Origin of the sequence: Arsenophonus nasoniae DSM 15247 (assembly GCF_000429565.1) — a bacterium.
In the GTDB taxonomy this organism is placed as follows: Bacteria; Pseudomonadota; Gammaproteobacteria; order Enterobacterales; family Enterobacteriaceae; genus Arsenophonus; species Arsenophonus nasoniae.
The window spans coordinates 45,240-71,026 of sequence record NZ_AUCC01000003.1; the positions used below are offsets into that span (position 1 = coordinate 45,240).

The following is a 25,787-nucleotide window of genomic DNA, read 5'->3' on the forward strand; positions in this document are numbered from 1 at the left end:
ACTAGGCATGAAGCGAAATATTGCACTCTGACAATGATTCAACAGTGATTGCAGCAAGATTAATAAACACTGTTCCTTGCTTTAAATCTTTGTGTTTTTTTCGAACAGGTAAACGTCCATCAGCAATCATATTACGAACTGAACTTTCTGATAGTCCAGTACGCTTGCAATACTCGCTAACTGTAACGTATGGGTCTGGAATGGTTATTGTAATGTTTGGGCGCATAAGGCAAAATCTCCTATTCAGTATATTTGATTCTATTTGTGCTTATTTCTCAATTAGCACAATAATAATGTGCAATATGCACATAGTCAATCGTTATTGCAAAATAAATGCGCATTTTGAGAATTGGATTTAAATATGGCTACCTTTGAATTACAGATGGATTCAGACAGCACGCCTGTCCTAGACAGAATTATTGAAGCTTATGGATTCAGCTCAAAAATTACTCTAGCTCAACATTTCAATATGGCAGCAAGTTCTTTATCTTCACGTTATCGTAGAGGTGGATTTCCAGCTGATCTTGTAGTGCAATGCATGGCTGAAACTGGCGTTAGCTTGCAATGGCTCGCCACTGGTCATGGTAAAAAGTTTGATGATGAAGAATTGGATATACTTCGTTTAAAGAAATATAAAATAATTGATGGCGAAGAGTTTGACTCAGGTATAGGCATATTTGACAAAGCATTTTTTAAACAGGGGGTGCCATTTCCAAGTGAGCCAATTATGGTTCAAGATGGACAAAATTATTTTATTGTTGACCGTAAATTTGGTGAGGTATATGACGGTAAATGGTTAGTCCGTATAGATGATAAAATTAGCATAAGAGAATTGACTAGAATGCCTATGCAACGTGTTCGCGTCTCTGGTGTTGGCATGGCTTTTGATTGCGACTTAATAGCTCTAACAATTCTTGGTCGAGTTATCAAAAAGATAAAGGATTATTGATATGAGTAAGATTTTATTTGCGCTAAAAATACTAGTAGTATTATTTTTAGTTTTGTTTTTTGCAGCAGGACTAAATCTTACTTTAACACCAAATGAGAAAGATAAAGGTGTTTCAATATTCATGTTGATTGTGACAGGCTCTTTAATTATTTGCTTATCACGTTGGTGGTTTTTTTCTAAAAAAAAGAAAGAAAAAAAACAGGAACAGCAAATTCGAATAAAAAGCGATATAGAAGAAGAGGCGGTAAAAGAGTTTTCTCAGAGACCTATAATCACTCAATCAAATGATGTAGCACCTCCAGCTAGAATTGTCACAGTTGATGAGGTATATGAGGAGTTAATAAAGACATATGTCATGGAGAATGGTAACTCTCTCATCTGGCAGGGAACAACAAAGCCAGCATCATTTAGAGTTAGAGGGGAAACCAATAAGTTATATGGGATCTTTACACGATTATATATCTATGAAAATGGTGAATTTTATTTAGAGTTAACTGACCCTACAACGGGTGAAGTATCCCTTATAGCTGAAAAAGAAATTATCACAGCGATAACCGTTGGAGCTTCGCGATATGATTTTAAAGACCTTTGCAAAAAGAATTTTAAATTAGATTTACACGAACTTTTTGAATATGCAAAAGATGTCCGGTATGCAGCAAAAGAAATTAATTTAATTGCAGAATTCCCCGCTATACCAACAACATTTACTTACTTATCAAATTCAGGCAAAACAAAAAGAACGGTTGATATCACTCAATATAAAAAGAATGGCTATGGTGATGAATATTTTGCTGGTTATTGTCACACAAGAAATGAATTCCGAACTTTTGCTGCCAGAAAAATCCAAACAATGATGGCTAGTGAAGGGCATAAAAAATATTATTTTAATGATTGGTTAACAAACGTTGCTGGTATAAATGTCAATAACTAAACAATCCGATGGACGCTGGCGTTTAGACTTTTACCCAGAAGGTAAAAAGGACGGTAAGGGTAAGCGAATTAGAAAAACATTCACCACTAAAGGTGAAGCGATAGCCTATGAACGTTACATCTTGGATAATGTTGACAACCAGCCGTGGTTAGGTGAAAAGGAAGATAGGCGCAAGTTAATTGAATTGATTGATACTTGGTACAATTCACACGGTGTAACTATTGATGATGGTGACACGAGAAAATCAGCAATGATTTATGCGTCTGATTGTATGGGCTTGCCTTTAGCAACTGAGTTTACCGCTAAATTGTTTTCGTCGTATCGTGAAAAAAGGATATCTGGAAAACTTAGACGGACAGAACGTCTAGATAAAGTTTCACCACGTACAATGAATTTAGAGTTAGCTTATTTCAGGGCTATGTTTAATGAGCTAAAGCGACTAGGGGAATGGAAACACGAAAACCCAGTTGAATCCATCCGACCTTTCAAAACCGAAGAAGCTGAAATGTCTTTTTTGGATCATGATGAAATTAACTTGTTACTTAAAGAATGCGTGAATAGCTCAAACAAGCATTTATTAACCGTCGTTAAAATTTGTCTGTCTACAGGGGCGAGATGGTCGGAAGCTGAGTCTTTAAGAGGTTGCAACGTTAGTAAGTTTCGAATCACTTATACAAATACAAAGGGTAATAGAAATAGAACAGTTCCAATAAGCGAAGAACTCTATAACTTAATTGCAGAAAAAAAGACAATAGGGGCTTTATTCTCATCTTGTTATTCAGCGTTTCGCACCGCATTAAAAAGAACCAAAATAGTATTGCCAGACGGTCAAATGTCACATGTATTGCGCCATACATTCGCATCACATTTTATGATGAACGGTGGTAACATATTAGTGCTGCAAAGAATACTAGGCCATACTGATATTAAAATGACAATGCGCTATGCACACTTTGCACCCGACCACTTAGATGAAGCTGTTAGATTAAATCCGTTGGCATTAAGTGAGAGCAAAGGTGAATAATTGTCCCCTTTGTGCCCCCTCAAGTTATAAATCGTTAATGTTATTTGGTGCTATCTGTCATTTAACCTTTTGATTTTATTATAAGTTATTGTTTTTATTGACGCTATCACATTACTCATAATCGCTTGGTCGCTGGTTCAAATCCAGCAGGGGCCACCAAATTTAAGCTGCGATAGTAGCCAATCAACACCACTCTAATGAGTGGTGTTTTGTTATTGTAGCCAAAGATTTTAGTGTGTTTTTTGCGTGGAGCGGGTTTATTACTGCAAGGTAGGAGCTACTGGGGTAATAATTATTGATGTTTTTAGTGCAATTAAACCAGCCATTCCTGTAATAAAACTAGCAATGAGTTTATGTTGGTGGATAATTAAATATCAGACAGCAAAGTTTGATCGATGGTGTTTAAGAAACGTTTTGTTATTGATATTAATAGGGCATTTACACTGGCTAAAACTTTTACTAATGATCGGTTTGCTTAATTATCGCTATCAATAAAAAAGCACCTATCGAGATAGGTGCTTTTTACTATTCTAAAAATAAATAATCGTTTCATTCATCCAAGAAACTACGCAGTACTTCTGAACGGCTTGGATGGCGTAGTTTACGTAACGCTTTTGCTTCAATTTGGCGGATCCGCTCGCGGGTAACATCAAACTGTTTACCCACTTCCTCTAAGGTGTGATCCGTATTCATATCAATACCAAAGCGCATACGTAGAACTTTTGCTTCACGGGTCGTCAAGCCAGCCAGAACTTCGTGGGTGGCTGAACGCAGACTTTCTGAGGTAGCAGAGTCTAAGGGGAGCTCTAAGGTCGTATCTTCAATGAAATCACCAAGATGTGAATCTTCATCATCGCCAATTGGCGTTTCCATCGAAATAGGCTCTTTGGCAATTTTTAGTACTTTACGGATTTTATCCTCAGGCATTAACATGCGTTCTGCCAATTCTTCAGGTGAGGGTTCACGTCCCATTTCCTGTAACATTTGGCGAGAAATGCGGTTCAGTTTGTTGATCGTTTCAATCATGTGCACTGGAATACGGATAGTGCGTGCCTGATCAGCAATTGAACGGGTGATCGCCTGTCGGATCCACCAGGTTGCATAAGTTGAAAACTTATATCCACGACGGTATTCAAATTTATCGACCGCTTTCATTAGACCAATGTTGCCTTCCTGAATCAGATCAAGGAATTGCAAGCCTCGATTGGTGTATTTTTTAGCAATAGAGATAACTAAACGTAAGTTAGCTTCAACCATCTCTTTTTTCGCGCGACGCGCTTTCGCTTCACCAATAGACATCCGGCGGTTAATATCTTTTACCTGTTCAATGGTTAAACCGGTCTCTTCTTCAATCTGTTGTAGTTTTTGCAAAGAGCGTTGTATCTCTTCTTCGACTTCAACTAATTTTTCAGACCAGGGTTTATTCATTGCTTTTGCCGCAGCTAACCAATTAACATTGGTCTCATTACCTGAGAATAAGGTAATGAAGTTTTTCTTCGGCATTTTGCATTGTTCAATACAGAGTTTCATGATGAGGCGCTCTTGAGAGCGGACACGCTCCATCATATCACGCATATTGTTTACTAAATAATCAAACTGTTTTGGTATTAAACGGAACTGTTTGAAAATCTCAGACAACTGCTCAATTTCTGCGATTGAATTAGCATGGTTACGGCCACTTTTTTGAATTTCAAGGGACGTGCGTTCATATTGTTCACGAAGCTCTGAAAATTTTTGCCGAGCGAGTTCTGGATCGACATTGTTTTCATCACTGTCGTCACTATCCTCATCTTCGTCTTTATCTTCATCTTCGTCATCATTTAGGGCTTCTTCCGGTAACACTGAACCGATATGGGTTGCTGTCGGTGCTAAATCTTCTTCAGCGTTAGGATCAACAAAGCCGATAATAATATCAGATAGGCGGGTTTCACCTTTTTCAACACGTTGGTATTGGTCTAATAGATACGCGATAGCCTCAGGGTATTCAGCGACAGAGCACTGAACCTGATTAATGCCATCTTCGATGCGTTTAGCGATATCAATTTCGCCTTCACGGGTCAGTAGTTCTACGGTACCCATTTCACGCATGTACATTCGCACAGGATCGGTTGTGCGGCCTATTTCACTTTCAACACTGGATAATACCTGGGCAGCAGCCTCAACAGCATCATCGTCAGTATCAGTGGCGGTTTCTGCCAGAATAAGATCGTCGGCATCAGGCGCTTCTTCCATCACTTGAATGCCCATATCATTAATCATTTGGATGATATCTTCGATCTGATCTGAATCGACGATATCTTCCGGCAGATGGTCGTTGACCTCAGCATAGGTCAGGTAGCCTTGCTCTTTACCTTTGGTAACTAGTAGCTTCAGCTGTGACTGCGGGTTATGCTCCATAAGACGGTATCCACACTTCATAATTTGGGTTGGTGTTGGTCGGCGAAAACAAGTCAGCCAACAATAAAATTAAAGGGAACTTAATTATTTTATGTGCCATGCCCTTTACATCATGGCAACTTACAGGCGTTTGCCCTACTTTGTGCGGCACTTAAGCCGGATGTTTTTTTACTTTTCAAGATTACTATTTTACTCTTGCAATAGTAATTAAACGAACTTCTTCACGTTCTTCACTGGTTAAACCTTCTGTTCGCTCTTTTGCTATTAGAGATTCGAACCTTTCATCAAGTGCGGTAATAAATAAATGTTCCAAGGCATCCTTGAACATTTTTTCCGCTATCTCTTCTATCTCTATATCGTTCCAAGTTGCCAGTTTTTCAAGTTGTTTAACAAATTTATTATTACGATAGCATTCCAGTAATTGACCAGTAGTTATGCCAGGATGAGATTGACAAAGCTCAACTAACTCTAAAAACAGCATTAATCCTGGTAATTGTGAGTGCTTAATGCCATCAAGAGTAGGAATTAGGCTCACAAAATTTGGATTTTGAACCAATAATGCGATCAATATTCGCATGGTTGTTGTTTTAATTTTTGGTGCTTGATAATTTGTTTTTTCAGCCAATCCTTTTTCAATCATAGCCAGAATACGCGAAGTATCAGGAATACCAATAAAACTACCTAATTCTTGTGCTAAATATAACTGTAAAGTATCACCAGGCACTTTTTTGATTAAAGGAATAGCAAGACGATTAAATTTTGCTTTACCTTCATGACTAGCTAAATCAACTTGTGCAACCAATGTATCAAACAAAAATGTAGACAAAGAGTGTGACTTATCCATTCGTTGTTCAAAATTTGCTTTACCTTCTTTACGTATTAGTGAATCAGGATCCTCACCATCAGGTAAAAACATAAATTGTAGCTGCCGGCCATCACTCAAATAGGGAAGCGCTGTTTCAAGCGTTCGCCATGCGGCTTCGCGACCTGCTTTATCCCCATCATAACAACAAATAACCGTATCTGTTGTTCGGAAAAGTAACTGGATATGCTCTGCCGTTGTTGATGTACCTAATGATGCTACGGCATAATTAATACCAAACTGCGCCAGAGCCACAACATCCATATAACCTTCGACAACTAATAGTTTAGAAAGTGCCGGATTATTTTGGGTTGCTTCATATAGACCATATAATTGGCGGCCTTTGTGAAAAATCTCAGTTTCTGGTGAATTGAGATATTTTGGTAATGTATCATCTAAAACACGACCACCAAAAGCTACAACACGTCCTCTACGATCTCGGATCGGAAACATGATGCGTTCACGAAAGCGATCGTAGGTACGACCATTATTATTGGTAACTAACATACCGGCAGCATCTAGCTGTTTATGACTCTCAGCATGTTTAGCAAAATGCTTGAGTAGGTTGTCCCAGCCGGTTGGTGCAAAACCGATAGAAAAACGATGAATAACTTCATCACTTAAGCCACGTTGTATTAAATATTGTTTTGCCTTCTGTGAGTCTAATTTATTTAATGAACGTTGATAAAATTGATTAACTTCATTCATTAATTGATAAAGATTTTGCCGCTGATGTCGCTCTATTTGATTTGAACTGTTACCGGTTTCATAAGGAATTTCCAGCCCATGCAGGGTAGCAAGTTCTTCAATTGTTTCGACAAAATCAAGCTTGTCATAATTCATCAGAAAATCAATGGCATTACCATGGGCACCACAGCCAAAACAGTGATAAAATTGTTTATCGCCATTAACAGTAAATGAAGGCGTTTTTTCATTATGAAATGGACAACATGCGTGATGGTTTTTGCCTTGCTTTTTTAGCGGCACTTTAGTATCAATAAGATCAACGATATCGGTTCTAGCCAATAAGTCATTGATAAATGTACGCGGAATTCTTCCAGCCATAAACTCTTCATTGATGAAAGATAACAAGCCGTGCTTCTTATTAGGAAGCACGGCCTTTTTGTAATCACTTAATCACTGCTGTCGAATTGTTACGGTTGCTGAACCGCAGCAATTAGTACAAACGAGTACGACGTGCGTTCTCGCGAGCCAATTTTTTAGCGTGCCGCTTTACTGCTGATGCTTTTTCACGTTTACGTACAGTCGTTGGTTTTTCATAGAACTCACGACGGCGCACTTCAGCTAATATCCCTGCTTTTTCGCAAGAACGCTTAAAACGACGCAGCGCTACGTCAAATGGCTCGTTTTCACGTACTTTAATTACCGGCATGTGCCTTTCACCTCAAAAAAATCGGTTTTTGCTAGCAATATCATAGCCAGCTCTCTTCAAAATGGTGCGGAATTTTACTTCAATGTGTAGGGCTTTGTAAAGTGCTGTATAAAAACGAAACGCACAAAATCAGCCAATTAATTATTTTTAATGAAAAAATAGTTGGCATAGTCTAGCTGATAATGGATAAGCCATACAAATTATTTATGTTAATTATAACTGATTTAATCCAGATAGACAGTTATTTATTTGCTGAGAAGTTGCACCTTTTTTACCTAAATAGTGATAAACTTGCATTATTAGCGAAGGTGGTGAGTAATATATGCGTGTTTTAGGTATAGAGACATCTTGCGATGAAACGGGTATCGCGATTTATGATGATCAAGTAGGTTTGTTAGCCAATCAATTATATAGCCAGGTAAAATTGCATGCCGATTATGGCGGCGTGGTGCCTGAATTAGCTTCTCGCGATCATATTCGTAAAACAATTCCTTTAATTAAAGTGGCACTACAACAAGCGGGTTTAACCGGCAGTGATATTGATGCCGTTGCTTATACCGCAGGTCCAGGTTTGATCGGTGCTTTATTGGTGGGAGCAACAATTGGGCGTTCATTAGCGTTTGCCTGGCGAGTACCGGCTATCGCAATTCATCACATGGAAGGGCATTTACTGGCACCCATGCTGGAAGAAAATCGTCCTGAATTTCCTTTTGTGGCATTATTGGTTTCCGGTGGGCATACTCAATTAATTAATGTCATGGCGATTGGTCAATATCAGCTATTAGGCGAGTCAATTGATGATGCTGTGGGTGAAGCTTTTGATAAAACAGCAAAATTATTAGGTTTGGATTATCCGGGTGGGCCGGCATTGTCATTGATGGCCCAACGAGGGCAGGTTGGTCGTTTTGTATTTCCTCGTCCGATGATAGATCGCCCTGGACTGGATTTTAGTTTTTCAGGTTTAAAAACGTTTGCGGCCAATACCATTCGTAATAATAATATGGATCAACAAACCGCTTCGGATATTGCTCGGGCATTTGAGGATGCCGTTGTGGATACATTAGTGATCAAATGTAAACGCGCTTTAGAGCAAACTGGGATTAAGCGGTTAGTTATGGCCGGTGGTGTAAGTGCAAATCGCACCTTACGAGCGAAAATGGCAGAATCGATAACAAAAATTGGCGGACAGGTTTTTTATGCTCGACCCGAATTTTGTACCGATAATGGCGCGATGATAGCGCTAGCTGGCATGATCCGTTTAAAAAATGGCGTCAGTGACAGTCTGGATATCACTGTTAAAGCGCGTTGGCCGCTGGCAGATTTGTCACCGTTAACATTCACATCGCTACATAAATCAACTTAAAGCATAAAAATTAATAAAATGATCAATCATTTTTTTCTTGTTTTTTAGAGGATTGAATAATTTCTTTATCAGTTTTTTCGCTTTTTTTCTTTATTTTTTGCCATATACGGCTCTCTTGTCCTCGCCATAGACGCTGAATGTTATCATGATGACGAAAGAGTATTAAACATGAAAGCATCGCCACCGGGAAGGTGAATTCCGGTTTGAACCACCAAACATAGAAGGGAGCTAATAGAGCAGTGACAATAGCGCCTAATGATGAATATCCGCTGAGTAGAACAGTGAGCAGCCAGGTACCCGCGATAACGCCAGATAAGCCCCAGCCAATGGCGACAATAGAACCAAAAGCAGTAGCAACGCCTTTCCCGCCTTTAAAATGAAAAAAAATAGGGTAAATATGGCCTAAACAAGCGGCAATAGCGATAATTCCAAGATAAAAGGGAGGGACATTTAAATAATAGGCTAGCCAAACTGGGATCATTCCTTTTAGAATGTCGCAAATAAGCACAGCTACAGCAGCGGCTTTACCACCGATACGTAACACGTTGGTTGCTCCAGGATTCTCGGAACCATGATGTCGAGGATCAGGAAGACCTATCAATCGGCAGATCAAGACGGCGCTTGAGATTGAACCACAGAGGTAGGCGAAGATAATCATGCCAAGTGCGATTGCACTCATATCATTACTCCAAATAATCAAGATCTTTTTTAACTTAAGGTATTAATAATACTTGTATTTTATCGAAATATTATTTGCATACCGCGTTTTGAAGATCATGGTAATATCAGAACATTAATAAAATATACAGTATAGTTGTTAGTAAAACTAACAAATATCTATCCTAGGTTTATTTTTAAGTTGTGGTGAATTATTTTTTCAACCTTTTGGTTTTTTGGCAATATTTAGCAGCATAATAATTTTTTATTCTCTATTATTACCGCAAATTTTACTAAAATGTGTGATGATAGGGTCATTTTCACAATGATAAAAGATAAGTCTCTGGATAGTATTCATTGGGATAAATTAAAACATGAGAGAAGGGTAAATGGATATTATATTTATTGAGCAATTATCAGTATTCACAACCATTGGTGCTTATGATTGGGAACAAACTATCCAACAAAAACTGTTACTCGATATCGAAATGGGATGGGATAATCAGCGTGCAGCTAAAAGTGATCAAGTCGAATATTGTTTAGATTATGCTCAGGTTAGCCATGTGGTAATAAACCATATAGAAACACAAAAATTTGCCTTGATAGAACGGGTTGCACAGGAGGTTGCTGATATTATTTTACATCAGTTCAATAGCTGTTGGGTACGAGTTAAAGTCTGTAAACCTGGTGCCGTGGCTCGGGCTAAACAGGTTGGTGTGATTATTGAGCGAACAAAATCGGCTTAGGCTAACTTAAATAGGTAAAATGGCTTGTTGCAGCCGCCAATCAGTTAATGCCTGAATACGCTGCTGGGTAAGCGCATCTCTGATCGCGATACCTTTAATTCCCTGTTCAATCAGATTTTTACTGGATACTTGTTGTACTATTTTAAACGCTTCAATAACAAACTTAGCTTGTGGGTAAGTGATATGTTCTTGCCCCATCCAGCTGCGGGCATCGGCTTCACAGGCAATAGCCAGTTGATTGATGCGCTCTGGTTTCCGCCAACTATCTAATTGATTGAAGAGGTTAATCACACTTTCAGGTTGTAACTGGTTAATTTGGTGGATTTGCTGATGAAAACGGGCAACTAATTTAGCTAACTCTTTCATTCTATTAGGAATACGTAACCGGTTACACATAGCCTCAATCAAGGGAATAGCTTTGATTGCATGATCCCGATGATCAGGCCATTGTTCTGGCGGGGTCAATGCCTTACCAAAGTCATGGCAGAGTGCAGCGAAGCGAGTTTCGATATTGTCAGTTAATAATGCCGCCATTTTTAAGGTTAACAGCGTGTGTATTCCGGTGTCCATTGCGGCATGTGATTCTGCTGCGCTGGGGATGCCAAACAATTGATTAATTTCAGGAAAAAGAATAGCTAGTGCGCCACAATCATGTAAGACATGAAAATAAGTTTCCGGCGCGGATGATTGTAATGCTTTTTCTGTTTCGCTCCATACTCTTTCTGCACTAATTGTACTAAGCTCTTGATTAAAAATCATTTTTTCCATCAATGATTGTGTCTCATTGGCAATAGTAAATTTTTGCTTAGCCAGTCGAGCAGCAAAACGCGCCACTCTAAGTATCCGTAAAGGATCTTCGGCAAAAGCTGCGGAAACATGGCGTAATAAGCGGTTTTTTATGTCTTGTTCACCATGAAAGGGATCAATCAATTGGCCATCTTCGGTTTGGGCGATGGCGTTGATAGTCAGATCTCGACGTAACAAATCCTCTTCTATTGTGACATCAGGTGCGGCATAGCAAGAAAAACCGGTATAGCCTACGCCCGTTTTGCGTTCTGTACGGGCAAGGGCATATTCTTCACGTGTTTTGGGATGGAGAAAAACGGGAAAATCCTTACCTACTTGCTGGAAACCTAATTTGATTAAATCTTCTGGGGTAGCGCCGACCACGACCCAGTCACGATCAGAGACTGGCAATCCTAATAGCTGATCTCTTACCGCGCCACCAACAAGATAAATCTGCATGCTATTTTCTTCAATTCATCCAGCGATCATTACGTTTTTTACGTCGTGGGATAATATGAGGTAATAACAAACCAAAAATTAAACCTGCACCGGCAACACCACCACCATACATAAACCACTGCAAAATAAGCTCACGGCGATTATCATCAAGATTAATTTGCGCAATTTCTAATTTTTTTCCTGAGCGAATTAATTCATTTTTTAATTTTTCATTTTCCGCAGTAAGGTTAGCAATAATTTGATCGCTGGCGGCAACTTTGCTTTGCTTTTCGCTGGTTTGATTATTCCAGTTACTATCAATGTTAGTTAATTTTTCACGTAACTCTTGATTTTCCTTTTCGAGCAAGGGAATACGTGCTTTTACACTGGGTGTTTGGCTAAGTTGATTTTTGGGTAACCAGGCGACTCGTCCTTTATAATCACGAATTTGAGCGTAGCCGGTTTCTTGATCTGTGCTTAATAATTGAACTTGATCACCGCTTTTTAGGCTACCAATAATACGATAATCGGTTCCGGGTCCTCGGTGGATAAAAGTCGGGAGTTCATCAGAAACATAAAGCGTTTCTTCTGCTTGCGTCGTCATTGAGAGGTTAAATCCTATCAATGCTAGGATAAATAAAGGAAATTTTCTCATTGTATTCAACTATCTTCAAACTGTGAAAAAAAGTGCTATTAGCTGATACTAATGCGTTAAATGTATTGATGCAAATCTAAAAAAGTAAAATAATGATTCTTTTAATTGATTTGCCATTATTAATAATATTTCATTTTTTATTATTTTCAGGCAAAAACATAGAATAAAATTCTCTATCAGTTATTTTGCTAGTATTTAGTTATTGATATAGCTTAAATCAATATTAGAATTATTTGTTTAGAAAATATATATTGCTGGCGGTAAGGGAAATGAATCCGCATTGGTTGCCGTTTTTGGGCTTATTTCTATTAAACTTATAGATCTTTTCAATCGTTAGTCATAAGACTGTCCATGTTTATCAACTACAGAATAAATAGAAAATAATAATCTACTTTTAGTATGAGCCTAAACAGTATAAATAAAAATTGAAACGTATATTCTTAGGGACAGAAGATGTCAGAAAATCTGGACTAAATATGAGTCATCTAGAAATTGAATTAAAGTTGTCGGTTCTCCCAGAAGCTATTGAGCGGATCCGTGAAAAAATCATATCCTTTCACTATACGCATTTCTCCTTACATCAGTTGTCAAACATCTATTTTGAAACCGTGGATCATCAATTACGTCGCTGGGATATGGGATTAAGGATCCGCGGTTGTGATGGTCGTTTCGAAATGACGATAAAAACCGCGGGCAAGGTTATCGGTGGTTTACATCAACGGCCTGAATACAATGTGGAAATTCATAAACCTGAGATAAATCTTTTAGCATTCCCGGCCGAAATATGGCCTAAAGATACCAATGTTGATCGTTTACAGTCTCAATTAACAACCTTGTTTTATACCGATTTTTCTCGTGAAAAATGGATGGTAACTTATCATGGTAGTGAAATTGAAATTGTATTGGATCAAGGTAGTATTTATGCTGGTGCTAAAAAAACCTATTATGGAAATTGAACTGGAACTGAAAAAGGGCACATTAATCGAGCTTTTAGCGTTAGCAAAAGAGTTTGTTAATATTGAAGGATTGCGTTTGGCTAATAAAAGTAAGGCTGAACGAGGTTATTCACTGGTTCAAATTAGCGATCATGTTGATACTAAACTCTCTTTGTCACACTATAATTGGTTTACTATGCCAATTGAACTGGGATTACGTCAGTTATTAGTGTATTGGCAACACTATGAGGAGTGTTGGTTAGAAGATCAAACGCAAGCGAGACAAAATTTAAGTCATTTGTTGGTTTTAATACAGAAATTTTTAGTTCATTATGCGCATTCCGTCCCCCATTTTATTCGAGTACTACCATTAAAAGAAATAACGGTATTATTAACGGCTACAGATATTCAACCGGAAGTAGTCTGTTATAGTGCGGATTGGTTGCGTTGCAAACTGGCTTTTACCCAATGGCTTACGGCTTTGACACTACCCTAATGAAAGGCATTTTATGAAATCGCTGCCATCAATATTGGTTCAGCAGGCGCAATGGGTGGTAGATGATTTTCAGCGTCACGTGCCGGAACTTTTACCGTTATTGCCCCAAGAAAAAACCTTTTTTGCTTTAAGCGATTTTGCTTATCAGCAGATCAAAAACCATCCTGCCTGGTGGGTGGCCATACGTCAACAGCCACCGCAAATAGGCGAATGGCAACATTATCATCAATGGTTAACCAAACAGCTGGCTAATATTACTGGTGAGGAGGAGTTGCAGCGGATCCTAAGGCAATTTCGTCATCAAATGCTAATTAGGATCGCCTGGTTACAACTATTCCATGATGATAGCAATAATAAGCTGCAGATATTGCAGCATCTGAGTGAGCTAGCCGAAACGTTAATCATCGCGGCGAGAGATTGGCTGTATGAGGAGTGTTGTCAAAATTGGGGAACACCTTGTGATCCAGAGGGACTGCCACAACCACTGCTAATCCTTGCTATGGGCAAGTTAGGCGGTGGAGAGTTAAATTTTTCGTCCGATGTCGATTTGATTTTTGCCTTTCCTGAAAATGGGGTTACTCAAGGGGGACGCCGTCAGATGGAAAATAGCCATTTTTTTACCCGATTAGGTCAAAAATTAATTAACTTATTGGCGCAGAAAACGATAGATGGTTTTGTCTATCGGGTTGATATGCGTCTTCGTCCGTTTGGTGATAGTGGGCCATTAGTCTTTAGTTTTGCTGCTTTGGAAGATTATTATCAGGAACAGGGGCGAGACTGGGAGCGTTATGCGATGATCAAAATGCGCATTATAGGTGATGATAACTCAGTTTATAGCGATGGGTTAAAAAATATGTTGCGTCCCTTTGTTTTTCGACGCTATATCGATTTTGGTGTTATTCAATCGTTGCGTAATATGAAAAACATGATTGAGCGTGAAGTCCGTCGCCAGGGTTGGCAAGATAATATTAAATTGGGTGCCGGTGGTATCCGTGAAATAGAGTTTATTGGCCAAGTTTTTCAGTTAATTCGAGGTGGGCGTGAACCTCGCTTGCGCTCGCCGGCTTTGTTACCTACATTAATCGCAATTGATGAGCTTTCATTGCTGACAACAGAACAGGTAATGCAATTAACGGATAATTACCTGTTTTTGCGACGAACAGAAAATATATTGCAATCTATTAATGATCAACAAAGCCAAATGTTACCTGAACAGGCTTTACATCGAGCGCGCCTGGCATGGGCGATGGGCTTTGATGATTGGCCGGCATTATATCAGCAAATCACCGCTAGAATGCAAAATGTTCACGCCATATTTGTGCAAACAATTGGTCAAGCTGATGAGAAAAACCATGATAGTTCGTTAACATTTTTTGTCCATTTCTGGCAACAAATTGCGAGTGAAAGTGAACTGAAAACCCTATTAGTTGAGCTTAATGACGAAAAAAAACAAAATATTATTAAGCAGTTATGGCTTTTTCGCCAGGATTTAGCTAAGCGAACCATTGGTCCCCGTGGTCGCGAGGTACTTGATCAATTAATGCCAAAATTGATAGCTAAAATCTATCATAGAGATGATATTAATCGGATTTTGCAACGAATTATTCTCTTGCTTATCAGTATAGTTAGTAGGACTACTTATTTAGAATTAATCTTAGAATCTGAACAGGTATTAACGCATGTGATCCGTCTTTGTGCAGCATCACCAATGATTGCTGAGCAATTAGCTCGTCATCCATTATTACTAGATGAATTAATCGATCCCTTCTCACTTTACCAGCCATTACCCGTTACTGCTTATCGCGATGAATTACGCCAATATTTATTGCGTATTGATGAAAATGATGATGAACAGCAGCTTGAAGCATTGCGGCAATTCAAACAAGCTCAGCTTTTACGCATTGCTGCTGAAGATATTGCTGGCGTGCTTCCGGTTATGAAAGTGAGTGATCATTTGACCTATTTGGCCGAAGCTATTATTGAGGTAGTGGTACAACTGGCGTGGAATAAATTAACTAAGCGTTATGGTAAACCTGCTCATCTATCTCAACAACCAGTTGGAGTAACCGGTTTTGCCGTTGTAGGTTATGGTAAACTGGGTGGCTTTGAATTGGGGTATGGTTCTGATTTAGATTTAGTTTTTTTATTTGATTGCCCATTAGGTGTTGTCACCGATGGGCAACGCGTCATTGAAGGTCGCCAGTTTTATTTACTATTCGCCCAGCAAATTCTTCATCTCTTTAGTACCCGAACTTCTTCAGGTATCCTTTATCAGGTAGATGCTCGTTTGCGCCCATCAGGTGAATCTGGCATGTTGGTGAGTACATTCCAATCATTCGAGGATTATCAGAAAACGCAAGCCTGGACTTGGGAGCATCAAGCTTTGATCCGAGCGCGAATAGTTTTTGCTGAACCGCAATTAGAACAAGCGTTTAACCGAATTCGACGAGAAGCTCTGCTGATACCAAGAGAAGAAATGACATTACGTCAGCAGGTCGTTGAGATGCGAAAAAAAATGTATCAGCATCAGGCTAACCGGCAGCAAGCATATTTTGATTTAAAAACTGATCCTGGCGGTATCACTGATATTGAATTTATTGCTCAATATCTGGTATTACGTTACTGCGCAGACAATGTCGCATTACTGCGTTGGTCAGATAATGTGCGTATTTTTACCTTGTTAGCTGAATATGCTGTAATGTCTAGCGAGGAAGCTGAACAGCTAATTAAGATTTATACTGAAATGCGAGACACATTGCATCATTTGTCATTACAGGCGCTGCCCAGTAAAGTGTTAGCCTCTCAGTTTGAACAGCAACGTGAAAAAGTTCTGCTTAGTTGGCAAAAATGGTTTTATGCTAGTTAAATTGAAATAGAATTGACTGGCCATACTTTTTAGTATGATTGATAGAGCTGGGCTATGTTACTATTGGTAGCAATCTTGATCGCGGTAATTTATTTGTAATTGGAGTATGGATGAAAATCACTCTCCCTGATTTTAAACAGGCTAGTATTTTGGTGATCGGCGATGTTATGTTAGATCGCTATTGGTATGGAGCAACTAACCGAATTTCGCCAGAAGCGCCCGTTCCGGTCGTTAAAGTGGAAATGAAAGAAGAACGTCCTGGTGGTGCGGCTAACGTTGCTATGAATATTGCAGCTTTAGGCGCTAATGTTCGTCTGGTAGGGCTGACAGGCGTTGATGATGCTGCCGAAGTATTAACCGAGAAACTAAATCAAGCTAATGTATGTTGTGATTTTGTCACGTTAGCAACGCATCCTACTATTACTAAGCTGAGAATTCTATCGCATAATCAACAACTTATTCGACTTGACTTTGAAGAAGGGTTTGCTAGTGTCGATATAAATCCGCTGCTAGAGCGTATTCGGCAAGCTTTGCCACATGTTGGGGCACTAGTACTGTCTGATTATGGTAAAGGTGCGTTAGCGCAAATTTCGCAGATCATTGCATTAGCAAATGTTGCTCAAGTACCCGTACTTATTGATCCGAAGGGCAATGATTTTGAACGTTATCGCGGCGCGACTTTATTAACCCCCAACATGTCTGAATTTGAAGCCATTGTTGGTAAATGTGCTAGCAATGCTGAAATTGAGCAGAAAGGGATGAAGTTAATTAATTCCCTTGATCTTAAAGGATTACTGATCACTCGTTCAGAACGAGGGATGACACTGTTGCAACGTGAAAAGCCGCCTTTACATTTACCGACTCAAGCGCAGGAAGTTTATGATGTTACCGGCGCCGGCGATACGGTTATTGCTGTGTTGGCTACGGCGTTGGCGGCTCAACAGGATTTCCATCAAGCTTGTGTATTAGCTAATGCGGCGGCTGGAGTCGTGGTTGGAAAACTGGGTACTTCAACGGTGTCACCTATCGAGTTGGAAAATGCCATCCATGGTCGCGCTGATGATGGTTTTGGGGTGATGAATGAGCAGCAATTAAAGCATGCGGTTGCTGCCGCTCGTAGTCGTGGCGAGAAGATCGTGATGACCAATGGTTGCTTTGATATTTTACATGCCGGGCATGTTATTTATTTGGCCAATGCGCGCAAGTTAGGCGATCGGTTGATTGTTGCTGTCAATAGTGATGCTTCAACTAAACGGCTAAAAGGTGATGAGCGTCCTATTAATCCATTAGCTCAACGTATGACCGTATTAGGAGCGCTAGGTTCGGTAGATTGGGTGGTCCCATTTGAAGAAGATACGCCTCAACGCCTGATCAGTGAAATCTTACCTGATGTATTAGTTAAAGGTGGTGATTATAAGCCGGAAGATATTGCCGGTAGCCAAGAGGTCTGGGCGGCAGGTGGCGAAGTTAAAGTACTTAATTTTGAACAAGGGCTGTCTACAACAAATATCATTAATACCATTATGAAAAATGATTAATATTTTGGCGTAAAAAATAGCAATGCCACGATAGGAGTATCGTGGCATTTTGTTATTCATATTTGTTTTCGTTAGCTAACGGTTTTTTTCTAATTGTTCGATGCGTTTTTCCATTTCGATCATTTTTTCACGGGTTCGCAGTAAAACTTGTGTTTGAATATCAAATTCTTCGCGTGAAACTAAATCGAGTTTTCCTAATTGGGACTGTAATGTTGCCCGTAGCTTTTTGTCAAGATCTTCACCTAAGTCACGTATCCCTTGCGGTAAGGTATCTTTGATCTGGCGAACAACTTGTTCTATTTTTTTCGCGTCAAGCATTACTATATCCTTTCAGGTCACAAATTATAATTTATAGGTTATTTAATAGCAGATCTTAAAATAATCAACTTACTTTGACAAAATTATTTTTAATAAATTTGGTGCTAAAAATGGCGCTGAATTAGCGGAAATAACCACTTAATAGCAAGTTGGCTGATTATATAAATGAAAATGCTATCTGACTGATATATATTTTGTTATTGTTGATTGCTACAGAATTATATTCACGATATAGTTTAGCGGTTTATCTCAGGGCGGGGTGAAATTCCCCACCGGCGGTGATATTTATTCTGCTAATTGAATAACCAAGTCCGCGAGCGTTCCATTATAGCAATGTGCAATGGAAGTCAGCAGATCCAGTGAGATTCTGGAACCGACGGTTATAGTCCGGATGGGAGAGAATAACGATAGCTGTAGTTTTGAGCTCTGCCAACTGTGCGCAGCTTTTTAAGATACTAGTTTGATTTTTTTACTCCCAAGCTCGCCCTGGTTCTGGTAATTTAGTATTTATTGATGAGGTTTTACCATGAATCAGACGTCACTTTCCGCGTATGGCAATCCAATTGAACGTATAGAGCTTGCTCTTAAGGCATTACGTCAAGGTAAAGGTGTGATGGTACTTGACGACGAAGGCCGTGAAAACGAGGGTGATATTATTTTTGCCGCTGAAACGATGACAGTTGAACGGATGGCATTAACTATCCGCCATGGCAGTGGAATTGTTTGTCTTTGTATAACCGAAGAACGCCGTATGCAACTGGCATTACCAATGATGGTGGAAGAAAATTCTAGTCAGTTCCAAACCGCATTTACTATCACTATTGAGGCCGCCGAAGGGGTTACAACTGGTGTTTCGGCCAGTGATCGTTTAATGACAATTCGTAAAGCGATTGCCGATGATGCAAAACCGTCCGATCTTAATCGGCCAGGGCATGTTTTTCCGCTCAAAGCCCAAGAAGGAGGGGTATTGCAGCGCCGTGGTCATACTGAAGCGACCATTGATTTGGTGACTTTAGCCGGTTTTAAACCAGCAGGCGTTTTGTGTGAGTTGACAAATGACGATGGTACCATGGCTCGTATGCCAGAAGTGCTAATCTTTGCCAAGCAACATGATATGCCGGTAATTACGATTGAGGATCTGGTAACCTATCGTCAGCAATTTACTAAAAAAGCGGGTTAGTAGACTACATAAGCTATTTTGCAGGATTAAATTTTATGCTATATGCGTTTTATGGTTAAACCAGTGGTGTCATACTGAAATGCTTCAATCAAATAACAATCACATTTTAAATCTAGCGCCATAGAGTGGAAATATGGCGAGTGCTTACACGAATAAATTGGCTTCGCCGAACTCAGGGGCAATGCTCAGATAAAAAAGTTGCTAATTAATTTGCCCGTGTGACAATTTTATTTTTCAAACCGTTAATCATAATAGTAACAACAGCAAGATAATGATTACCATATCATTATCTTGCGCCTGAATTGCAAGCGTTAGTTTAGAATAATATGCGGGTAAAAACGGGATAGATCTTGGGTAATTAATTGGTTGTCTTCTCGAATACCAATTCCTGCCGGTTGATCATTTACCAGCCAACTACCGATTAAGGTATAGTTATTTTCAAATTGTGGCAGCGGATAAAATTGTTGAATAATCATACCTTCTTCGCCATATGGGCCATCTACTGAGGCAATTTCACGTTCATTATCGATGATACGAATATTTGCCCCTTCGCGCGAAAAAATAGGTTTGATCACATAGCGATCCAGTTTTGGAGGATTAGCTTCTGCAAAATAAGCAGGTAACAGATTGGGATGATTAGGAAACATTTCCCATAGCATAGGTAATAATGCCTTGTTAGAAATAATGCTTTTCCAGGCTGGTTCTAACCACCTTACTCCGGCATCGGCTAACTTAGTAGAAAAAATCTCTCTAAACATAAACTCCCAAGGATATAATTTAAACAGATTGCTAATAACTTGATTATTAGGATCGGTAAATTGTCCTTTTTCACCTAAACCAATTTGATCAACATAGAGAAATTCGGTTGTAATATTGGCTTCGTGAGCACAGTCTTGTAGGTATTGGATGGTGCCGCGATCTTCGTCACTGTCTTGGCAGCAGGCAAAATGTAACCAGTTAAAGTCAAATGATTCACGTAATTGCGCAAAGCGTTCAATAAGTTGCTCTTGTATGCTATTAAATTGATCAGCATTGGCTGGTAAATAGCCAGCATTGATCTGATCTTCTAACCAGATCCACTGAAAAAATGCGCTTTCATATAAAGATGTCGGTGTATCTGCATTATTTTCTAATAATTTTGCTGGTCTTTTACCGTCATAAGCTAAATCCAATCGGGAATAGAGTGAAGGTTGATTCGTTTTCCATGAGTGATTAACAAATTCCCAACAATGTTTAGGGATCTGAAATTTTAACAATAATTCCTCGTTATTCACTACTTTTTCCACCACTTGCAGGCACATTTGATGTAATTCAGCGGTGGTTGCTTCAAGATCTTCAACTTGTTGCATAGTAAATTGATAATAAGCATTTTCACACCAATAAGGTTCACCGTATAAGGTGTGAAAATGAAAACCAAATTCAGTTGCCTTTTCTTTCCAATCAGGCCGTTCAGTGATGGGCATCCTTATCATCGCCATTAGCCTCCCATAGAACGCTGTGAAGATGAAGTGGCACTTTGACGCTGCATGTGAGCCTGTTGTTTAGCAACTGATTCGCCGAAACCACCACGAGTGATAGTGGTCGTCGTTGCCGGTTTGGGGGCAAGAGCTGATGGCGGTACAGTCATTGTTCGACCTCCCGCTACCGCCGGACCATAGTTTTTGCCGCTGGCATCAACAAATTTTCCATTGGCAGGACTAGCAGGATTGCTTGAGCTAAACAGAGGCTGCGCTGCAGGTGCTGGGGCAGTTGCACCACCGCCCATTAGACGTCCCATCATATAACCTGCCATTAATGGCATCCAGAAACTACTACTTTGCCCACTAGCTTGATTTTCTGTTAAACCAGCTTGAGTTGGCGTTTGCGTTGCAGTTGGAGTTTGCGATGCAGTTTGATTTTGAGTTGTCGTTTGCGTTGCGGTCTGGTTGGAAGCCTGAGTACATTTTTCTTCACCAAATTCAGCCACACAATCTTCACGTGTCGCATATTTAGGCGCAGTTTTCGCTGCTTCCTGCAATGCATTTTTATAAGCAAGCGAACATTGTTCACTTTGCGCGGGGTTTTTCTGAGCACAATCTTCCGCATTAGTATATAAAGAGACGCTTTCGTCGCTTTGTTCACAAGCGGACAACATAAATACCGTACTAATTGCTAAGGCAACTGGTGCTAGGCGGTAGGCGCGCCAGTTTTTACGAAAAGCATCTTGATTAATATTCTTCGTGCGCTTTATTTTCATCATCATTTACCTATCCTGAAGGTCGAAATAAAAATCGTCAAACTAGGATAGAATAGGGTAATTACAGTGGAAATTAAAGCATAAAGCTGGCAGAAATATAGCTATCAACCTGATTATTTATGTTAAGTGGTAAAAATACAACTTTTCTAATTAATTTTCGTTACAATAAAAAATACCCACAATATGTGGGTATCACAAATAGGCAAGTATTTATTTAATGTATTTGTGGAACGTTCATCGGATTAATAATCGTATCCGGTGAGGTTGATAATGTTTTTCCTAAGCTATTATTTAAACGGATCAGATCGCTTTCATTTAACGTGCCGCGGGCATACTGGATTTTCAGATCATTAATCAGATAGTCATAACGTGCATTAGCTAAATTCTGTTTTGCCTGAAAAAGGGTTGTTGTTGCGTTCAACACGTCCACGATAGTTCGCGTGCCGACTTGATAGCCTGCTTCCATCGCATCTAATGAACTTTGGGCTGAAATAACTAATTGTTGGTATGCTTTGATGCTACTAATAGAAGAAATAACATTATTATAGGAAGAGCGTACTATCTGAATAACATTGCGATAAGTACTTTCAAGCTGTTCGCTGGCACTAATATAACCATACTGAGCTTGCTCAACGCGTGAGTTAGTTTTGCCACCGGTATATAACGGCACACTTAACGTTAGTCCGACGCTATTTTGGCCAGTATAGCTAGTATCATTTCGGTTCCAGATATGATTAGCACTACCGTGATAATGGGTATTATTAACGCCTGTTGACGCTTCTAAACCAAGGGTAGGTAAATGTCCTGACTGTTCATAGCGAATATTTTCTCGCGCCAGATCTTGTGACAAACGTGCGCTAAGTAAACTCAAGTTGCGCGTTTCAGCATCTTTTAATAGTTTTTCCACTCGAGCAGGTGTTTGCGTGCTGAAGCGATCAATATTTAACACGGCTAATTGGCTATAATAGATGCCGCTAACCTGGCGTAACTTTTCCAGCGCATTTTCTAATTGATTACGGCTCGATACTTCTTGTGCCAATACGCTATCATAATTAGCACGAGCATTTTGTACATCAGTAATAGCGACTAATCCTACGTTAAAGCGTTGTGTTGTTTGATCTAACTGGCGATAAACGGCTTTTTTCTGAGCTTCAATATAGTCTAATAAGTCAATCGCACGTAACACGTCAAAATAAGCTGTGGCGGTATCAAGAATTAATTTTTGTTGATTAGTTTGATAAGTAACATCAGCAATACCGGCGGTTTTTTCTTGTATGTCTAACTGTTGCCATTTTGACATATCAAAGATGGTTTGGGTGAGTTTAAGATTGGCACCAAGTTGGTTGTTTTCCGTGTCACGGTTATCACGATAACCGCTGTTATAGGTGAAATTTGCACCTAACCCTAATTGCGGCAGTAAAGGACTGCGGGCTTCATTAATTTTTTCAAATGCTTGGTCACGTTCTGCTAGTGATTTACGTAAATCTGGATTACTTTCTTTTGCTTTCTGATAGACTTGCAATAAATTTTCAGCTTGCCCTGTGGCACTTAGTCCCATTAGGCTAATGGTGATAAAAAGAGAGATAAATTTTTTCATTCTTATTCCTTGATTATGCAATTTATTATGCAATTTTTTGCTTTAGTTATCTCAGAAAAACATCAATACCGCTAATTTTAGCAGAATATGTCATTATTCCATGGTAGCTGTTTGTGCCATCTAGCATGTTAAATCTGGTCGATGTTACATTATTTATAAGTTAATTTCCTTAAAAAACGTTATATAAGTCTCACTTTTTTGTCAGTTAATGCATATAAATTCAGAGAGTTTCTATGAATGATAAAAAAAATTTACCCTTCAAGTTTAGCCAAAATGATGTGGAAATTACGGCTAAGTTCGATCTTTATAATGGTTTTTTTCGTTTTGTAGAATACCGTTTTCGGCATAGGTTGTTTAACGGGGGTTGGAGCAAGGAAATCCGACGTGAAGTTTTGGAACGGGGTAATGCGGGCGTTATTTTACCTTATGATCCTTATCTTGATAAGGTCGTGTTAGTTGAACAAATACGACTCCCGGCGATTGAAACTAGCAAAACACCGTGGTTGTTAGAAGCGATTGCTGGCATGGTAGAACAAAATGAAAGCTTAGAACAGCTAGTTCGTCGTGAAGCCAAAGAAGAAGCGGGTATTACCATTTTGCGTTGTCACTATGCACTAAGTTATCTTACCAGCCCAGGAGGCACAACTGAGCGCATTTATGTTCATATCGGTGAAATTAATGCATCTGCAATCAAACCGGGAAGTGTACATGGATTGAACAGTGAAAATGAAGATATTCGTGTTCATGTTGTTAGTCGCGAACAAGCTTATCAATGGGTAGAATTAGGGGTAATTGATAATGCGGCTACTGTAATTGCAATACAGTGGTTACAATTAAATTACCTTAGGTTGAAAAATAATTGGTTGAATAACTTAAAATAACTACTTAATCATAATATAAAAAAGAAGTGTGTATCAGCCGACAGTTATTGATAAAGTATTAATGTTAAAATAATGTATAAAGTAGGTAGAAACTAAGGAAATTGCTTGGATAGTCTGTTCAAATTAACAACAAAGCAAAAAAGTCTGGTGAGGATCTTGCAAATTACCGATACTCATCTTTTTGCTAATGCTGATGATACTCTACTTGGCGTCAATACTTTTGCTAGTTTTCATGCAGTGATTGATGCAATTTTAGTCCGCAATGAAAATGTGGACCTGGTTGTCGCTACCGGTGATTTGGCCCAAGATCAATCCGCACAAGCCTATCAGCATTTTGCAGAAGGGATCAAACGGTTGTCTGCTCCTTGTGTTTGGTTACCGGGCAATCATGATTATCAACCGGCAATGGTAGCTACTTTAGCGAAAGCAGGAATTTTACCCTCCAAACAGCTGCTAATTAATGATAATTGGCAAATCCTTATGTTGGACAGCCAAATTCAGGGGGCTGTACATGGAAAATTATCCAAACAACAGCTGTTATGGATGAAAAGCTGTTTTGATGCCTACACGGAGCGTAGTCATTTACTGATGTTACATCATCATCCTTTACCATCGGGTTGTACCTGGCTTGATCAACATCGCTTGCGTAATTCTCATATTTTGGCTGACTATTTAAAGCAATATCAAAAAATTAAAGCGATCTTATGTGGCCATATTCATCAGGAAATAGATGAATATTGGCAAGGAGTTCGCATGATGGCAACACCATCAACCTGTATCCAATTTAAACCTCATTGTACTAATTTTACATTAGATACCATGACACCGGGTTGGCGTTATCTTGATCTTTCTATCAATGATGCCGGTGAAGATGTGTTGAATACCCAAGTTTGCAGATTGGATAGTGATAAATTTTGCCCAGATTTGGATTCAGGCGGTTATTAATGTCAATATTAATTTATATTCATGGCTTCAATAGTTCCCCTTTATCAGAGAAAGCAAATAGCTTAAAAACTTGGTTACAGCGACAACACTCAGAAGTGAATATGCTGATACCTCAGCTTCCTTGTTATCCAGCTGAAGCGATTGAATTTTTAAATAATCTCGTAACAGCCCATGCGGGAGAGCCGATTGGGTTGTTAGGTTCTTCGTTAGGTGGTTATTTTGCTATTTGGTTATCACAGAAATTTAATTTACCCGCTGTTATTGTCAATCCAGCAGTACGTCCCTTTGATTTGTTTCAACAGTATTTAGGTGAGCAAGTCAATCCTTACACAAAGGAACGCTACATCTTGCAACCCCATCATTTAAATGAACTACAAAAGATACAAATTAAGGCATTAGCGGCGCCTGATTTAATTTGGTTATTACAACAAACAGGTGATGAAATATTGGACTATCGTCAAGCTGTTACCTATCTTATGGAGTGTAAGCAAACAATAGAGTCAGGAGGTAACCATGCTTTTGTTGGATTTGACTACTATTTTCCACAAATTATGCGTTTTTTAGCTTTGGCAAAGACAAAATAAGTAAAAAATT

General features: G+C 39.2%; 24 protein-coding genes and 1 riboswitch. Of the genes, 13 read left to right on the forward strand and 11 right to left on the reverse strand.

Annotation, left to right across the window (positions count from 1 at the left end):
• Window position 1 precedes the first annotated feature (1 nt).
• Window positions 2–226: a helix-turn-helix transcriptional regulator gene (locus tag G468_RS0101225; protein ID WP_026821540.1), complete on the reverse strand. Its 225-nt coding sequence runs from the start codon at window positions 224–226 to the stop codon at window positions 2–4.
• 135 nt (window positions 227–361) lie between these two features.
• Here G468_RS0101225 and G468_RS0101230 point away from each other — a divergent pair, with 135 nt between their 5' ends.
• From G468_RS0101230 to G468_RS0101240, 3 genes are read left to right on the forward strand one after another with little or no spacing between them, the layout of a single operon-like run.
• A complete protein-coding gene (locus tag G468_RS0101230; RefSeq protein WP_026821541.1) occupies window positions 362–949 on the forward strand; it encodes a phage repressor protein CI in 588 nt (195 codons plus the stop codon).
• Between the two features lies 1 nt (window position 950).
• Window positions 951–1,880, forward strand: a complete 930-nt coding sequence (locus tag G468_RS0101235; protein ID WP_026821542.1) for a hypothetical protein — start codon at window positions 951–953, stop codon at window positions 1,878–1,880.
• Window positions 1,867–2,904 carry a phage integrase gene (locus G468_RS0101240; protein ID WP_026821543.1) on the forward strand — a complete coding sequence of 346 codons (1,038 nt, stop codon included), beginning with the start codon at window positions 1,867–1,869 and terminating at the stop codon, window positions 2,902–2,904. Before G468_RS0101235 ends, G468_RS0101240 begins: the two co-directional genes overlap by 14 nt.
• Window positions 2,905–3,453: 549 nt before the next feature.
• Here the strand turns inward: G468_RS0101240 and rpoD are convergent.
• From rpoD to rpsU, 3 genes are all read right to left on the reverse strand, one after another.
• A complete protein-coding gene (rpoD, locus tag G468_RS0101245) occupies window positions 3,454–5,301 on the reverse strand; it encodes an RNA polymerase sigma factor RpoD (RefSeq protein WP_026821544.1) in 1,848 nt (615 codons plus the stop codon).
• 184 nt (window positions 5,302–5,485) lie between these two features.
• Entirely contained in the window at window positions 5,486–7,228 is a 1,743-nt protein-coding gene (gene dnaG, locus G468_RS0101250; RefSeq protein ID WP_026821545.1) for a DNA primase, read from the reverse strand.
• A 112-nt stretch (window positions 7,229–7,340) separates the two neighbouring features.
• Complete coding sequence (gene rpsU, locus G468_RS0101255) at window positions 7,341–7,556, reverse strand: 30S ribosomal protein S21 (protein WP_026821546.1); 216 nt, start codon at window positions 7,554–7,556, stop codon at window positions 7,341–7,343.
• Window positions 7,557–7,878: 322 nt separating this feature from the next.
• Between rpsU and tsaD the strand changes: the two genes are divergently transcribed.
• Window positions 7,879–8,919, forward strand: a complete 1,041-nt coding sequence (gene tsaD / locus G468_RS0101260) for a tRNA (adenosine(37)-N6)-threonylcarbamoyltransferase complex transferase subunit TsaD (RefSeq protein WP_026821547.1) — start codon at window positions 7,879–7,881, stop codon at window positions 8,917–8,919.
• Window positions 8,920–8,941: 22 nt separating this feature from the next.
• Here tsaD and plsY read toward each other — a convergent pair whose 3' ends face one another.
• Window positions 8,942–9,598 carry a glycerol-3-phosphate 1-O-acyltransferase PlsY gene (plsY, locus tag G468_RS0101265; protein ID WP_026821548.1) on the reverse strand — a complete coding sequence of 219 codons (657 nt, stop codon included), beginning with the start codon at window positions 9,596–9,598 and terminating at the stop codon, window positions 8,942–8,944.
• A gap of 367 nt (window positions 9,599–9,965) precedes the next feature.
• On the opposite strand from plsY, the gene folB reads away from it, so the two are divergent.
• Window positions 9,966–10,322: a bifunctional dihydroneopterin aldolase/7,8-dihydroneopterin epimerase gene (folB, locus tag G468_RS0101270; RefSeq protein ID WP_026821549.1), complete on the forward strand. Its 357-nt coding sequence runs from the start codon at window positions 9,966–9,968 to the stop codon at window positions 10,320–10,322.
• A 6-nt stretch (window positions 10,323–10,328) separates the two neighbouring features.
• On the opposite strand, the gene G468_RS0101275 is transcribed toward folB, so the two are convergent.
• Both G468_RS0101275 and G468_RS0101280 read right to left on the reverse strand, forming a co-directional pair.
• Window positions 10,329–11,567 (reverse strand): multifunctional CCA addition/repair protein, encoded by a 1,239-nt coding sequence (locus G468_RS0101275; RefSeq protein WP_026821550.1) that lies wholly within the window; start codon window positions 11,565–11,567, stop codon window positions 10,329–10,331.
• Window positions 11,568–11,577: 10 nt separating this feature from the next.
• Complete coding sequence (locus G468_RS0101280) at window positions 11,578–12,201, reverse strand: TIGR04211 family SH3 domain-containing protein (RefSeq protein ID WP_026821551.1); 624 nt, start codon at window positions 12,199–12,201, stop codon at window positions 11,578–11,580.
• A 476-nt stretch (window positions 12,202–12,677) separates the two neighbouring features.
• On the opposite strand from G468_RS0101280, the gene G468_RS25185 reads away from it, so the two are divergent.
• The 4 genes from G468_RS25185 (at window position 12,678) to hldE (ending at window position 18,036) form a co-directional block, all read left to right on the forward strand.
• Window positions 12,678–13,157, forward strand: a complete 480-nt coding sequence (locus tag G468_RS25185) for a CYTH domain-containing protein (protein WP_338023318.1) — start codon at window positions 12,678–12,680, stop codon at window positions 13,155–13,157.
• Window positions 13,123–13,632 carry a CYTH domain-containing protein gene (locus tag G468_RS25190; protein ID WP_338023319.1) on the forward strand — a complete coding sequence of 170 codons (510 nt, stop codon included), beginning with the start codon at window positions 13,123–13,125 and terminating at the stop codon, window positions 13,630–13,632. The genes G468_RS25185 and G468_RS25190 overlap by 35 nt, the downstream gene beginning before the upstream one ends.
• Window positions 13,633–13,645: 13 nt before the next feature.
• Window positions 13,646–16,498, forward strand: a complete 2,853-nt coding sequence (gene glnE, locus G468_RS0101290; RefSeq protein WP_026821552.1) for a bifunctional [glutamate--ammonia ligase]-adenylyl-L-tyrosine phosphorylase/[glutamate--ammonia-ligase] adenylyltransferase — start codon at window positions 13,646–13,648, stop codon at window positions 16,496–16,498.
• A gap of 110 nt (window positions 16,499–16,608) precedes the next feature.
• A complete protein-coding gene (gene hldE / locus G468_RS0101295; RefSeq protein WP_026821553.1) occupies window positions 16,609–18,036 on the forward strand; it encodes a bifunctional D-glycero-beta-D-manno-heptose-7-phosphate kinase/D-glycero-beta-D-manno-heptose 1-phosphate adenylyltransferase HldE in 1,428 nt (475 codons plus the stop codon).
• A gap of 75 nt (window positions 18,037–18,111) precedes the next feature.
• Here hldE and ubiK read toward each other — a convergent pair whose 3' ends face one another.
• Window positions 18,112–18,354, reverse strand: a complete 243-nt coding sequence (ubiK, locus tag G468_RS0101300; RefSeq protein ID WP_026821554.1) for a ubiquinone biosynthesis accessory factor UbiK — start codon at window positions 18,352–18,354, stop codon at window positions 18,112–18,114.
• A gap of 241 nt (window positions 18,355–18,595) precedes the next feature.
• Window positions 18,596–18,761: riboswitch (FMN riboswitch) on the forward strand.
• A 119-nt stretch (window positions 18,762–18,880) separates the two neighbouring features.
• Between ubiK and ribB the strand changes: the two genes are divergently transcribed.
• A complete protein-coding gene (ribB, locus tag G468_RS0101305) occupies window positions 18,881–19,534 on the forward strand; it encodes a 3,4-dihydroxy-2-butanone-4-phosphate synthase (protein WP_026821555.1) in 654 nt (217 codons plus the stop codon).
• Window positions 19,535–19,845: 311 nt separating this feature from the next.
• On the opposite strand, the gene G468_RS0101310 is transcribed toward ribB, so the two are convergent.
• The 3 genes from G468_RS0101310 to tolC form a co-directional block, all read right to left on the reverse strand.
• Entirely contained in the window at window positions 19,846–21,006 is a 1,161-nt protein-coding gene (locus G468_RS0101310) for a glutathionylspermidine synthase family protein (RefSeq protein WP_026821556.1), read from the reverse strand.
• A 5-nt stretch (window positions 21,007–21,011) separates the two neighbouring features.
• Complete coding sequence (locus G468_RS0101315) at window positions 21,012–21,770, reverse strand: DUF1190 domain-containing protein (RefSeq protein ID WP_026821557.1); 759 nt, start codon at window positions 21,768–21,770, stop codon at window positions 21,012–21,014.
• A gap of 214 nt (window positions 21,771–21,984) precedes the next feature.
• A complete protein-coding gene (gene tolC, locus G468_RS0101320; RefSeq protein ID WP_026821558.1) occupies window positions 21,985–23,367 on the reverse strand; it encodes an outer membrane channel protein TolC in 1,383 nt (460 codons plus the stop codon).
• 233 nt (window positions 23,368–23,600) lie between these two features.
• On the opposite strand from tolC, the gene nudF reads away from it, so the two are divergent.
• From nudF to yqiA, 3 genes are all read left to right on the forward strand, one after another.
• Window positions 23,601–24,248: an ADP-ribose diphosphatase gene (gene nudF, locus G468_RS0101325; protein WP_026821559.1), complete on the forward strand. Its 648-nt coding sequence runs from the start codon at window positions 23,601–23,603 to the stop codon at window positions 24,246–24,248.
• Window positions 24,249–24,353: 105 nt separating this feature from the next.
• Complete coding sequence (gene cpdA, locus G468_RS0101330) at window positions 24,354–25,193, forward strand: 3',5'-cyclic-AMP phosphodiesterase (RefSeq protein ID WP_026821560.1); 840 nt, start codon at window positions 24,354–24,356, stop codon at window positions 25,191–25,193.
• Window positions 25,193–25,777, forward strand: a complete 585-nt coding sequence (gene yqiA, locus G468_RS0101335; RefSeq protein WP_026821561.1) for an esterase YqiA — start codon at window positions 25,193–25,195, stop codon at window positions 25,775–25,777. Before cpdA ends, yqiA begins: the two co-directional genes overlap by 1 nt.
• The last annotated feature ends 10 nt before the right edge of the window (window positions 25,778–25,787 follow it).